This is a genomic window from Glycomyces sp. NPDC049804, assembly GCF_040674615.1.
Lineage (GTDB): Bacteria > Actinomycetota > Actinomycetes > Mycobacteriales > Micromonosporaceae > Glycomyces > Glycomyces niveus.
This window is the reverse complement of the sequence record NZ_JBFAMQ010000018.1, coordinates 75,592-87,194: the sequence shown is the minus strand read 5'-3', so window position 1 is coordinate 87,194 and position 11,603 is coordinate 75,592. Positions and strand designations below refer to the sequence as shown.

The following is an 11,603-nucleotide window of genomic DNA, read 5'->3' as shown; positions in this document are numbered from 1 at the left end:
GTACCAACCAGAAACCACCGAAACCTTGTCCGATCGTCCCAGTCAGCCCGCACGCTGACCATCCAAACACCCTGTTGAGTTCTCAAACAACACGCACTGATCAGATCTGAAACTTCTTGGAAGTTCCTCTCCGACCGGAGCGGCTCCAGTAACTTATCAGACCGGTTTTCGGGCCGTTTTGGCCCCCCGATCGATTCGTTCGGAGTTTTGCCCTTTTGGTTCTGGGCCAGGGCCTTTCGGCTTTCCTGTCCGTTTCCCCCGCGGGCAAAGACAAATTTACGGTACTTGGAAACGGGGTTCGCAAGGGGGGTGCGTGCTCGGCGCCACACCCTTGCGAACCACACGTTTCCGCAGGTCAGTCCGCAAGTGGCGCTACCGCTTTCGGCGTTTGCCCTTGGCTTCGTCCTCTTTTGCGACCCTTTCGAGCAGCTCGGCGCGGCGCTCCTTGCGCTCGGCGAGCCGTTCGTCGGCGCCCTTGCGGTCGCTGATCTCGAAGCGGGCGTCGGTGCCGCGGGGCCCGACGGTCGCGACGATGTTCGGGTCGGTCGGCTGCCATTCGAATTCGTGGTCGGCGATGCGGACGTACGAGCCGGGCACCGCGCCTTCCTTCACGAGGGCGTCTTCGACGCCGAGGTTCGCGAGTCGGTCGGCGAGGTAGCCGACCGCTTCCTCGTTCTCGAAGTTGGTCTGGCTGATCCACCGCTCGGGCTTGGCGCCGGTCACGATGAATTCGACGTCGCCTTCGAAGGCCGGCTTGACCCTCTTGACCTTGAAGCCGGAGTCGTCGACGGCGGCCGGGCGGATCACGGCGCGGGTCGCCTCGACCGGCGGCTGCGCCTCACGGAACTCCACCACTTCCTTGGCGAAGGCGAAATTGAGCTCCTTCAGCCCTTCGCGGCTGACGGCGCTCACCGCGTGGACCGGCCACCCGTACTTCTCGAGATCGCCGCGGACGTACTCGGCGAGTTCGCGGCCGTCAGGGATGTCGACCTTGTTGAGGACGATGATGCGCGGCCGGTCGGCGAGACCGCCGTACTCGGCGAGCTCGTGCTCCAGGGCGTCGATGTCGGAGACCGGGTCGCGGTCGGACTCGAGGCTGGCGCAGTCGATGACGTGCGCGAGGACCGCGCAGCGTTCGATGTGGCGCAGGAACTGGAGCCCGAGGCCCTTGCCGGCGGCCGCGCCCGGGATGAGGCCCGGGACGTCCGCGATGGTGTAGGTCGTCTCGCCGGCGGACACGACGCCGAGGTTCGGGGCCAGGGTCGTGAACGGGTAGTCGGCGATCTTCGGCCGGGCGGCCGACATCGCGGCGATGAGGGAGGACTTGCCCGCGGAGGGGAAGCCGACGAGGCCGACGTCGGCCACGCTCTTGAGTTCGAGGACGACCGAGAGCTCGTCGCCGGCCTCGCCGAGTTCGGCGAAGCCGGGGACCTTGCGCTTGGAGCTGACGAGCGCGCGGTTGCCGCGGCCGCCGCGGCCGCCGTGCGCGACCGTCACCTCGGTGCCGTTGCCGGTGAGGTCGGCGAGGACCTCCCCTTCGGAGTAGATGACGGTGCCGTTGGGCACGGACACCCGGATGGACTCGCCGTTGGCGCCGTCCCGGTTGGAGCCCTGCCCCTGCTTGCCGTTGCCGCCCTGCAGGCGGGTCTGGAAGTGGAAGTCGAGCAGGGTGTGCACGTTCGGGTCTACGACGAAGACCACATCACCCCCGTGGCCGCCGTTGCCGCCGTCGGGTCCGCCGAGCGGCTTGAACTTCTCACGGTGGACCGACACACAGCCGTTGCCACCCTTACCGGCAATGACCTGGAGATTCACGCGGTCTACGAAACTTGTCACCGGTCAAGCGTAGCCACCGTGGGGACCCCCGGAGACGGAGCCCGCGGCACATGCTAAAGTTTCTCCTCGTGCGAGAGACACCAGCGCGAAAGCCCGGCAGATACTCAAACATCATGCGCCGCTAGCTCAACTGGCAGAGCAGCTGACTCTTAATCAGCGGGTTCGGGGTTCGAGTCCCTGGCGGCGCACATTACAGAGGCCCTGGTCACAGGGCCTCTTTTTTTGCGACACGCCGAGGGTCGCCCAAGCTCTTGTCCATCACCGCGTCCATGACGATGCTACGGGGATGGCCAAAACAGCTTCTCAAACACCGCGCGCCAGCGGCAGCATCCGCCGCCGAGGCACCTCCTTCCAGATCCGCGTCTACGCCGGGATCAACCCCGAGACCGGCGAACCGCACTACCTCACCGCCACCCGACCCGACATGAAGGCGGCCAAGACGGAGCGCGACCGCCTCGTCGGCCTCGTCGCCTCGAAGCGCGCCCCGCTGACGAACGGCCGCTTCGAGCACGCGATCCGACAGTGGCTTGACTCCCGTGAGGCTGAGGTCGAAGCTGGAGAGCTCGCCGCTGGAACACTGCGCCACTACCGCCAACTCGCCGAGGACCACGTCATCCCCGCCCTCGGGTCGATCACGGTCGGCTCCCTTGACCAACTGCTCGTCCAAGCCGCGGAGCGTCTCTACGCACAGCTCGGCAAGTGCCGTCTGCGCTGCGGCGGCCGCCTGCCCAAGGAGCACTATGCTGCAGGCCAGGGCAACAGCCGCATCCTGCGCGACCTGACCGGGCACAAGTGCGGGAAGCGCTGCAAGCCCCACGAATGCGCCCGCGCCTCCGCGTCGATTCTCCGCAAGATCCACGGCGTCATCACCGGGACCTGCTCCACCCTCCACCGCTGGGGCCTCATCCCCTCCGACACCTCCAAGCGCATCAAGGCACCGAAGGCCGCAAAGCCCAGACCGTCCGCGCCGACCTCGGCCGAGGTCGGAAAGCTCATCAAGGTCGCCTTCGAGCAGGACGCGGACTGGGGCACGGTCGTCTGGCTCCTGCTGGTGACCGGCGCCAGGCGCTCCGAGATCGCGAGCGCCCAGCTCCAGGACGTCGACTTCGATCGCCACCTCGTGTTCATCGATTCCACGAAGGTCGAAGGCACCTCCCGCTGGGTCGCTCTGGACGACCTGACTATGGCACTGCTCATCGCACACCGTGAGCGGATCGCTGAGCGGCTCTCCGTCGCCGGCCTCGCGATCACCGGAGAGGAATACCTCTACTCCTACAAGGCCGACCACTCCGCGCCCGGAAGCCTGAGCTACTTCAGCCACCGGTTCAGCGACATGGGCGTCGCCATCGGCATCGACACACACCCACACGCCATGCGCCACTATGCCGCGACCGAACTCGTGGCCGGCGGTGTCGACATCGTCTCAGTGGCCCGCCGACTCGGGCATAAGAGCCCGTCGACGACCTCCGACATCTACGCGTCATGGCGCCCCGAAGCCGACAACCGGGCCGTCTCGATCCTCACCAGCAGCCTGTCGCTGCCGTCGCATCTCAACCAGACACGTGCCGAGCGCGACTTCGCTGCCGAGCAATCCGGCCGCACCACCCCCGAGATCGAACGGCGCATCTGTGAACTCCGGACTAGGACCGGGTGGGGCCCCAAGCGCATCCAGGACCACCTTGCCGCCGAGGCGATCAGCATCGCCGAGTCCACCGTTTGGAAGGTGCTCCAACGCCACGGACTCAACACCAGCAAGGAGATCATCGATGTCCGCTGACCGACCGCGCTTCCTGCGACTCGCCGCGCCGCAACCCGGTCATGACGATATGAGGCACACCGCGGTCCTGCTGGAGTTTCTTGGAGGACAACACCTGAAGCCACCGGAAGGCGTTCGAGCTCGGCAGCAGCGACACAACCGCGAATAGAACAATCCTCCGCAGATCGACACGATGTGCGGAGGATTGCTTGCATACGTCGGCGAGGATGTGGTGGCGCTACCGGTCAGAAATGCCTCGAATCACCGAACCCGCTCGCTCCTCCATGGTGGTCTTCATCGCGACGAGCTCTGGTACCCCGCCCTGGTTGATGCAGTCGGTTGCGAACTCTCGGGTCTGCTGTAGGAATCCTTCAGCGTCGGTCTGAAGCGTCACGGTGGCATCGACGGGCGCGTACCTGTTCAGCGGCTGGGAGACGCCTTCGTTGCGGTAGCCCGCGAAGTCGAGCGCCTCGATGAGGAGGGCCTCCCCTTGGTCCCAGTCGATGCCTAGTCTGACATCGAATTCGAATCCGCCCATGTGGTCGCCGACGGCCTTTAGAAGATTCATGAAGTCGGCGACTAGCACTTCCAAGCGCCAAGACTCGAAGTGGCTGCCAGGGAGCTCGTTTTGGATCTTGTCGGGGTGGCCGCCAAGCGCGGCGGCCAAGGTCACCGATCCGTCGTGATGGAGGTTCGCCCGGGCCTGGTGATAAGGCGCGTTCGTACTGCCCTTCGGGCGAGCGGTCCAACGTCGAAGTCCATGCCGTAGCGAGTTCGCGTCAACTGCGTCCAGGGGCGTGTCATAGGCCTTTCGAAGCATGCGAGCGGCAGTTGCCCTACCGTCGTAGATCAATCTCCGCGCGTCGTCTCGTGAAAGTCCTGAAGGGAGAGGGATCCGGGGCCGGGCCACGGCGATCCCCCATGCCCGGTCTCGCGGGCCGGGCCATGCTGTTGCATCGTCGTACAGCTGATCAAGTACATCGTTTGCGATGCGTTGCTCGGCGAACCGCTGCCGGTACCGTTCGGCAATCTCTCGTTCGCTCATCCATCGCGTGTCGGCGCCGTTCCGCAACGGGGCACCGAAGCGCTGATGGTCGCAGAGGATCAGGTGTGGCTGATCCAAGCTCGGCGGTACCACTACGACCACGGCGTGTTTGGAGCTCGCGGCCAGACGGTGGACACGGAGGCCGAGGACGGGCGGGTGGATGTGGGAGGCCGCGACGCTGATCATGGTGCGGACGTCGGCCTCGGTGCAGTCACCGATGTCGACCCGCTTCTCCGCGGCCATGTCGTCTTCTTCAACGCCGTAGACGATGGTGCCCCCGCCGGCGTTCGCAAACGCGGCCACGTCCTTGGGAAAGTCCGTCTTTCCCAGTACTTTCATTGATGGGAGCTTCAGCTTCCAATCGAGGTCATCGGTCTCTCTAAGATTCGCGTCCACGGCGGCGTTCAGGAGTTCGTCGTCGACGGGACCGCTCCTGCGACCCAGATGACGATGAAGGGCGGTGTAGTCCATGTGAAGCAGTCTCTCAGGACGCATGCGCGGCTTCTTAGCCTCCTGCTTCGCACTCTGCGTGTCTCCCACCCACCAAACCGGTGCGGCTGGAGAATTCTTCGTATGCACCGACCGCCGCCCGAGTTCGCCCGCCGCACCCAGACCTCCAGCCTCCGCGGCATCATGTTTGCCTACCAGGCCCACTCCTGGCAGCGCCTCGGCGTCAAACTCGGGAAGCTCACCACTTGCAGTACCTTCCCGCCCCGCCACGGGGACTACAAGAACGCCGTCTGTCCCTTCTGCATCCGCGCTCGAGACTACGAAGACCTCGCCATCGAACATGCGCCGCAAGAAGGCGGCCAGTCGCGGCTCGGACCCTGGGCCATGCGGTTTCTCAGCTGCGAGGTCGACTGCAATCAGCATGCCAACCGCGCTTTCGAGCAGGCCGCCAGCATCGAGGACAACCTGATCCGCCAACAGCCCGTCAATCTCAGCGGCACCGGCCTATGCGACATTCACGCCCCAACCGGCTACTTCAACGGCGAGCTGATCGTCCCACCCGATGAGGACCGCCGTTTCCTCGTCGACCTCAAAGCCGGCTTCAGCCTCGGGTTCACCGCCCTCGGCTACCGGTGGTCCGCAGCGCACGAGCTCGCACCCATCCGCGAGGCCATCGCGACCGCCATCCGGCCCTCCCACCGTCGCGCCATCATGGTCCGTCTCCCTCCCGGGTCCCTTGCGGTCCTGGACGTCGCCTCCCCCTTCCGCTCGACCATCATCCGCGGCCGCAACGGCATCAGCCTGATGCTGCCCACGGTCGACGCACCGACCCTCCCGATCACCGACGACCAGTACCTCCAGGGACGGTTCGCCTTCGGACCAGTGCAATACCAGGCCGTTCCTTGGCCCGCCCGTCCCAAGACGAAAGCTGACGTCGAACGTCTCTTCCTCCGCGGCCACCTCTTCCACTACGACACCTGCCCCAAGCACCTGCCCGGCTACTACTGATGCGCTTCTCATCGTCGACATCCTGGAGCGTTCGGGCCGGTCCAAGGGCCGTTCATGCGGAAACGAGTGCCCGGCCGAGCCCGCGACCTCGATCAGCTGGAGCCGCACCACCGACTCCGATTCCGGCACCGCAGGCCAAGCGCCCAGGGACATCTCGCGGAGGTCCAAGTGCGCCCGCGCCACCTCGACGCCCCAGGCTACGACGGAGAACTCGTCGTCACCAGGGCTCATCGGATGCCGCCGCAGCTCCGACCAACCAAAGCCGAAACGGGTGTCGGGCGCGAACAGTGCCCAGTCTTCGCGCCGCACCAGGTCCCCGCATATGAGCGGAGCCTATGTCCGAGCACCGACACCGTCAGCCCTTTGACCGCAAGTACCCTTGCACCAACTTCGAGAGCCCGTCGACTCCGACCGTGTATCCCAGGTTTCCCTTGTCGAGCAACATCCTGGTCTTGGTGCTCCAGTCTTGCGCCGCCACGAAACCCCGCCCAGCATCCCCGAGAATCTCCAACGTCGTCAACCAGACCATCGTGTCGATCGCGCGATCACTATTCCGGATCGTGCCCCTCCTGACACTCGACCCAGGCTGGAACTTGATGTTCGGTCCAAAGTAGTGCTGCGACTTGACCTGGTTGTGCGCAAGGTGGTTCCTCACTGCGAGGGTGGTCTGCACCGCCGCTTCCAGGTCCGTCTCCTCGACCGTGGACAACACCAGGTGAGCGTCCAGCCAGTACGTCACTAGCTCCGCGGGAAGGTCGAGGACATGCAGGAACGCTTCGACCGTGGCCCGCCGCGGGATACGGCCAAGCTCAGGGTTGCACAGGTCACTGACCGACGAGACCGACACCGGACGGGAGATCCGTCCTTCCTCGACCAGCTCTCGGGACCGCTCGGCGACCTGGACCAGGGTCCATCCCTTGTGCAGGCGCAGCACCCGCATCTCCTTCGCGAAGGCCCGCGCCGCATCGGCGGAGGGCCCAACGGGCCGCTCGAAGTTGGCCTGGCGTCGCTCAGGGCTAGGCCGGTCCGCTCCGCTGTCCGGCAAGAAGGTCACCTTCTGGCCGGTACGCAGCGCGGCCCGCAAGTCCCGATACTGCCGAGACCACAAGGTCACGTCGCCCCGACACGCCTCGACGTAGGCGAGCACCGCATCACGCGGGGGGATGCGCCCGGGCACTTCGACGCGGGCGAGCGTGGAGTAGTGCCGGGCGACGCGCGTCGCCATTTGTCGAAAACTCGGGTTCCCGGCCCGCTCGCGCAGCGCCCGAAGGGCGGCCTGAAAATCCGCGAGCGGGCCGGCGCCGCCCGAAGGCGACACCGGCTCGATCATCTCGGCCTCCTACCGCTTGGCGCGGAAGAGGAGGGTGCCGAACGCCCCGAGGAGCATCTGCACCGCGAAGGCCGCCAGCAGCAGCGGGTGGCCGGCCAGCACCAGCGTGAGGAAAGCGCCGAGGGCGCCCCCGTAAACGAAGAGGTAGGCGATCGGGAGCGCGGGGAGCGGCACCGCGGCAGCGGCGACGCCCGGGAGGCACTCGCGCGGGTACCCGAAGAAGTTGCGCAGCATGGCGAACATGGAAATCCTGTCTTGTGCAGCCCGGCAGGCTCGGTGCCGGGCGGAGTTGAACTGAGTCCTAAGCAGCGCCCTCGGCCCCGAGCCGACCTGAGACGCCACCGAATCTGGTGTTACAGAAGTGACCGCGGCGGCCGGGCGAACCCGGTTCCACCCGCAGCGGACCGCACAAGCATAAGCCCTCCGCGCGACGGGCCCGAACGGTCGTACGCCGAACCGCCGCCACGGTCTCGTTGTGTTGCAACCAGAAAGAAGTGGTGCAATATAGACAAGTAGACCGGAGTGAAAACCCAGATCAGCACTGTGCTTAATGCCTAATGTGGATCTGGATTCGAAGAATTCCGGGTACCGCTTGAACCACGACTTGACAAGAGGGCATCATGGGGTTATCCATCGGAGCGGTTTCAGGCGCCCACTACGCAGCGAACGAGATGTGCTGCGGAACGGCCCGGCTCGGGACTTGTGCACGAGCAGGCGGCCGATACGTCTGAAAGCCCTGGTGGGAGGCAACCGAGCTGAGTCCGTGAATCTGGAAAAACTCGGGCCGGTGGCCTCCGAGCTTCCACCTCGGGGTCACCGGCGCCATCCTCCCTGTGAGGCAGATCAAGTCCGAGGGCGCTACGGGACCTCGCCGAAGCCGCCGTTCGCCTCGCCGTACGGCCAGACCTCCGCCCGCCGCGGCCGCTCATTGCCGCGCCAGGTCGCGGCCACCGAGAGCCAGCACGAATCCAGCCGGCCCGCGCCCCAGCGGCGGCCCGCGTTCCTGCGGAGCCCGCGCCACTGGCACGCCTCCGGGTCCAGGCGGACGTCGACCCCCGGCACCGGCCGGGACCCCTCCCGCCAGATGAGGATCGTTCCGGACCGCCGCGCCCGCGCCACCGCCCGCTGCACTTGCTGCGGTGACAACCCGGTTGAGGACGCCGCCACGACCGGCACACCCTCGCACAACGCCCCCAGGGCGGTGAGAACTTCCTCAGGGCCCACCACGTCGACCAGGGCCACACGTTCCAAGGCGACGCCGGCGGCCGTCGCCGCGAGCGGATACAGCCACCTGGCGCCCACTACCGCGCACCACTGCCCCGCCGAGCTCGGTCCCGCCAGCAGCCGCCACAACAGCGAGGTCGCGCCCGGCCTGGCCGACGGGATCGCGACCTGTCCCGCCAGACCAGCTTCCGGCAGCAGGGCCCGCAGATCCTCGGTCACTGGCAGCACTGAGACCGGTCCCGCGCCCCGCGTGATCGGCACATGGCCTGGGATCAGCTCCCCCGCCGTCACCAAACCGAGCCGGTCGGCAAGTTCGACCGGCGACACCTTGACCGCCGCCATCCTTCACCCCGCGCGTTCGGCATTAGTACATTCGTTCGATTTCAGCATAACCGCAGCCACCATCTCGCGCGTCGAGCCGCCCTCCCGGCCGTCCCCGGCCGTACGCTCCCGCCATGACCGACACCGCAGCCGCCCAGCTCACGCCCGCCCTGTGCGAAGTCGCCGAGCTCCAGTACGGCATGATCACCCACGTCCAGGCCGCCGCCGCTGGCGTCGAAGACCTCCCTGCCGCACTCGTCCGCTCCGGCCTCGCCGAGACCATCACCGACGACGTGATCCGCCTCAAGGCTGGCGCCCACCACCCGCACCCCGAGGTCTACGCCGCCTGGCTGACGCTGCCCGTCGCCGGCGGCGTCACCGCCGCCGAGCGCGACACACAGGCGGACGGGATCGCCTCCCATAGCACCGCCCTGGTCCTGTGGGGCCTCACCGCCCCTTACGGCCCCGTCTGGGAGTTCAGTGTCTGGAACCGCTACCCGATGACCGATGAGGAGCGGGAGTTGGGAGGGAACAGCACCCTGGTCGAGCCCGACGAGCCGCGCATCCACTGGCGCGCAAGGCTTCCGACCTGGACCACCGTGGATGGCATACCGACCACCACGCCCGCGCAGACGTTGTTCGACCTCGCCAACCGGCTCGACACCGATCAGCTGCAAGACCTGGCCGCCCGTTTCGTCACCGAGCACCATTTCAACCCGGTGCACCTACGCGAGGACCTGCTCAAGCGGTGTCTCGACCAAGCCGACGCCGACGGGGAGTTTTCCGAGGAGGATCAAGGCGACCGCACCATCGACCGGCGGCGGCCCTGGAACGTTCCCGGGCCGCGGGGCCACAACGCCCTGGAGTGGACCAATCGCGTTGCGGCCGACTTGCCCGAACGGTGGTAGCAGGGCGAAGCCGGCATCCGTGAACCCGGCAGTAAGGGTCGTCGTGGCTGCAGCCAGGTCGGAACCTCAGCGAACTGGAATGGCAACTCCAAGGAGCTGCCACGGCGCGTCGCTGTTGACAGGGATTCATGTTGACGGGACGCTGAGGGACGGAGATTTCCCTCGACCAGAACGGATGATCATGGAACGCCACGACTCGGCGAAGATCGCGCGCAAGGACATCGAGCAGGGCATGCGCGGTGCGAAGAAGCCCGAGGAGTACTTCGCGGCAGCGCAGGCGAACGCCCTCCTGGCCGTGGCCGAGGAGATCCACCGCCACTCCGAGATCCTCGTGGAGATCCACAAGCTCGACTACAACAAGTTCATCAAGCGGCAGTAGTCGCAGTTCGACGCGAAGGAGGGCCCGTCCATGTGGACGGGCCCTCCTTCGCCTTCATCGCAATCGAAGCCTGCGGCAGACCTCACCGGGAACGTCCACGTCGCTTCGGGTCCGATCGGGGAGTGCCGGGGCGGCGTTTAGTCGGCGCCTGGTAGAGCTCGGGATTGACCTCAGGCGGGAACGCGAGTTCGACCACGGACAGCTGCTCCGGTTCAGGCAACGGCGCAACGAAGGTGTCGCGGCTGAGTACGCGGGCGCGGGCGCGGACAGCAGACATAGCCGGGTCGATTCCGGGGGTGTGGGCGTCGATGACGTACGTCGAGCCGTCGAGGATTGTCCGCACGACCTCGACGCACTGGCGCTTCTCATCGAAGGCCTCACGGACGACGTCGAGGACTGGTGTTCCTGGTGAGAGTTCCATCAGTGCAGATTCCTGTGGGAAGGGCATGCGCGTGTTGAAGGTTTCGACCACGTCGACTGGCCGCCGGCCGATGTCTGCGAGTGCGACGTGGACGTGGAAGGGGTCCGTGTTGGCGAACATGACGGGGGTGGACATGACCAGTCTGGGGTCGTAGTAGGCCGCGGCAACCATCACGAATCGGCCCTTGAGCGCCTCCCCGTAGTACCGCTCGATCACCGGGTCGCCTTCATTGAGGCCGAGGGCGGCCGCAACTGTCGCCGGAGCCGGCACCTGGTTGATGGTGGCCGCCGAGCGGCTGGTGCGCAAGTCGGTGACATCGACCTCGGGCAACTCGGGCATCTCGTCTTGACCGCCGTAGTCACCAGGGAACTCGTGGCGAATCGTCTCCGGGACGCGGACATAGCTTCCCGACCCGTGTCGGGTCACGATGAGGCCGTCGGCGCGCAGCCGGCCGACCACCGTGTTCGCGGTGCTCGGAGTGAGGTCGAACTCTTCGGCGATCTGGGCAACGCTGGGGATCTTTTCCCCTGGGGCGTAACTGCCGTCGAGGATGCGCTCGCGCAGGACCCACTCGACGTCGGCGGGGTTCCCTGCCATGGTGCTCCTTCTCTCAAATCGACTGTGCCGCCCCAGGATACAGGGGTCTTCCATGAATTCAACACATACCAAATGACAAAGAATTTCGATGATGTGTTGTTGACTCTTCAGAAGAGTTGTGATTGACTCGTAGACACGAAAAATCCCGCCAGGTGCGTCCTGGTGCTGGAACACCAGGCCTGGCGGGATCTGCTTGTACGACTGCCGCGATGGGAGCTGGAACTCCGTTGCTCGCGGCACCGACCTCTCAGGGAGGCATCATGCAGTCTACCTCGCGCGACCCCCAGGTCAACGCCCACTGTGGGCACTGCGGCGGCTGGATCAAGTC

Annotated in this window: 10 protein-coding genes and 1 tRNA gene; 5 read left to right on the top strand and 6 right to left on the bottom strand. The window is 66.2% G+C overall.

The window, feature by feature from the left end; translation table 11 throughout:
* Nucleotides 1-372: 372 nt before the first annotated feature.
* On the bottom strand, nucleotides 373-1,836 hold the full coding sequence (gene obgE / locus AB0K52_RS22510) for a GTPase ObgE (RefSeq protein ID WP_363535680.1): 1,464 nt from the start codon (nucleotides 1,834-1,836) through the stop codon (nucleotides 373-375).
* Nucleotides 1,837-1,951: 115 nt separating this feature from the next.
* On the opposite strand from obgE, the gene AB0K52_RS22505 reads away from it, so the two are divergent.
* Both AB0K52_RS22505 and AB0K52_RS22500 read left to right on the top strand, forming a co-directional pair.
* Nucleotides 1,952-2,024: transfer RNA gene (locus AB0K52_RS22505), tRNA-Lys, on the top strand.
* Between the two features lie 98 nt (nucleotides 2,025-2,122).
* Nucleotides 2,123-3,613 (top strand): tyrosine-type recombinase/integrase, encoded by a 1,491-nt coding sequence (locus AB0K52_RS22500; RefSeq protein ID WP_363535677.1) that lies wholly within the window; start codon nucleotides 2,123-2,125, stop codon nucleotides 3,611-3,613.
* 217 nt (nucleotides 3,614-3,830) lie between these two features.
* On the opposite strand, the gene AB0K52_RS22495 is transcribed toward AB0K52_RS22500, so the two are convergent.
* Nucleotides 3,831-5,108: an ATP-binding protein gene (locus AB0K52_RS22495; protein WP_363535674.1), complete on the bottom strand. Its 1,278-nt coding sequence runs from the start codon at nucleotides 5,106-5,108 to the stop codon at nucleotides 3,831-3,833.
* 102 nt (nucleotides 5,109-5,210) lie between these two features.
* Here AB0K52_RS22495 and AB0K52_RS22490 point away from each other — a divergent pair, with 102 nt between their 5' ends.
* Nucleotides 5,211-6,095 carry a hypothetical protein gene (locus AB0K52_RS22490; protein WP_363535671.1) on the top strand — a complete coding sequence of 295 codons (885 nt, stop codon included), beginning with the start codon at nucleotides 5,211-5,213 and terminating at the stop codon, nucleotides 6,093-6,095.
* A 355-nt stretch (nucleotides 6,096-6,450) separates the two neighbouring features.
* Here AB0K52_RS22490 and AB0K52_RS22485 read toward each other — a convergent pair whose 3' ends face one another.
* From AB0K52_RS22485 to AB0K52_RS22475, 3 genes are all read right to left on the bottom strand, one after another.
* A complete protein-coding gene (locus tag AB0K52_RS22485; protein ID WP_363535668.1) occupies nucleotides 6,451-7,425 on the bottom strand; it encodes a helix-turn-helix domain-containing protein in 975 nt (324 codons plus the stop codon).
* A 9-nt stretch (nucleotides 7,426-7,434) separates the two neighbouring features.
* Nucleotides 7,435-7,668: a hypothetical protein gene (locus tag AB0K52_RS22480; protein ID WP_363535665.1), complete on the bottom strand. Its 234-nt coding sequence runs from the start codon at nucleotides 7,666-7,668 to the stop codon at nucleotides 7,435-7,437.
* A gap of 615 nt (nucleotides 7,669-8,283) precedes the next feature.
* Nucleotides 8,284-8,991 carry a hypothetical protein gene (locus AB0K52_RS22475; RefSeq protein WP_363535663.1) on the bottom strand — a complete coding sequence of 236 codons (708 nt, stop codon included), beginning with the start codon at nucleotides 8,989-8,991 and terminating at the stop codon, nucleotides 8,284-8,286.
* A gap of 113 nt (nucleotides 8,992-9,104) precedes the next feature.
* Here AB0K52_RS22475 and AB0K52_RS22470 point away from each other — a divergent pair, with 113 nt between their 5' ends.
* Both AB0K52_RS22470 and AB0K52_RS22465 read left to right on the top strand, forming a co-directional pair.
* Entirely contained in the window at nucleotides 9,105-9,878 is a 774-nt protein-coding gene (locus AB0K52_RS22470; protein WP_363535660.1) for a hypothetical protein, read from the top strand.
* Between the two features lie 181 nt (nucleotides 9,879-10,059).
* Nucleotides 10,060-10,257 (top strand): hypothetical protein, encoded by a 198-nt coding sequence (locus AB0K52_RS22465; RefSeq protein WP_363535657.1) that lies wholly within the window; start codon nucleotides 10,060-10,062, stop codon nucleotides 10,255-10,257.
* Between the two features lie 82 nt (nucleotides 10,258-10,339).
* Here the strand turns inward: AB0K52_RS22465 and AB0K52_RS22460 are convergent, their stop codons facing one another.
* Nucleotides 10,340-11,275 carry a GntR family transcriptional regulator gene (locus tag AB0K52_RS22460; protein ID WP_363535654.1) on the bottom strand — a complete coding sequence of 312 codons (936 nt, stop codon included), beginning with the start codon at nucleotides 11,273-11,275 and terminating at the stop codon, nucleotides 10,340-10,342.
* Nucleotides 11,276-11,603 lie beyond the last annotated feature (328 nt).

Excerpts from the sequence above, each read along its gene's own strand:
- AB0K52_RS22480 (WP_363535665.1), bottom strand. The coding sequence starts at position 7,668 with ATGTTCGCCATGCTGCGCAACTTCTTCGGGTACCCGCGCGAGTGCCTC.
- AB0K52_RS22485 (WP_363535668.1), bottom strand. The coding sequence starts at position 7,425 with ATGATCGAGCCGGTGTCGCCTTCGGGCGGCGCCGGCCCGCTCGCGGAT.
- AB0K52_RS22490 (WP_363535671.1), top strand. The coding sequence starts at position 5,211 with ATGCACCGACCGCCGCCCGAGTTCGCCCGCCGCACCCAGACCTCCAGC.
- AB0K52_RS22465 (WP_363535657.1), top strand. The coding sequence starts at position 10,060 with ATGGAACGCCACGACTCGGCGAAGATCGCGCGCAAGGACATCGAGCAG.
- AB0K52_RS22500 (WP_363535677.1), top strand. The coding sequence starts at position 2,123 with ATGGCCAAAACAGCTTCTCAAACACCGCGCGCCAGCGGCAGCATCCGC.
- AB0K52_RS22495 (WP_363535674.1), bottom strand. The coding sequence starts at position 5,108 with ATGGACTACACCGCCCTTCATCGTCATCTGGGTCGCAGGAGCGGTCCC.
- AB0K52_RS22460 (WP_363535654.1), bottom strand. The coding sequence starts at position 11,275 with ATGGCAGGGAACCCCGCCGACGTCGAGTGGGTCCTGCGCGAGCGCATC.
- AB0K52_RS22475 (WP_363535663.1), bottom strand. The coding sequence starts at position 8,991 with ATGGCGGCGGTCAAGGTGTCGCCGGTCGAACTTGCCGACCGGCTCGGT.
- AB0K52_RS22470 (WP_363535660.1), top strand. The coding sequence starts at position 9,105 with ATGACCGACACCGCAGCCGCCCAGCTCACGCCCGCCCTGTGCGAAGTC.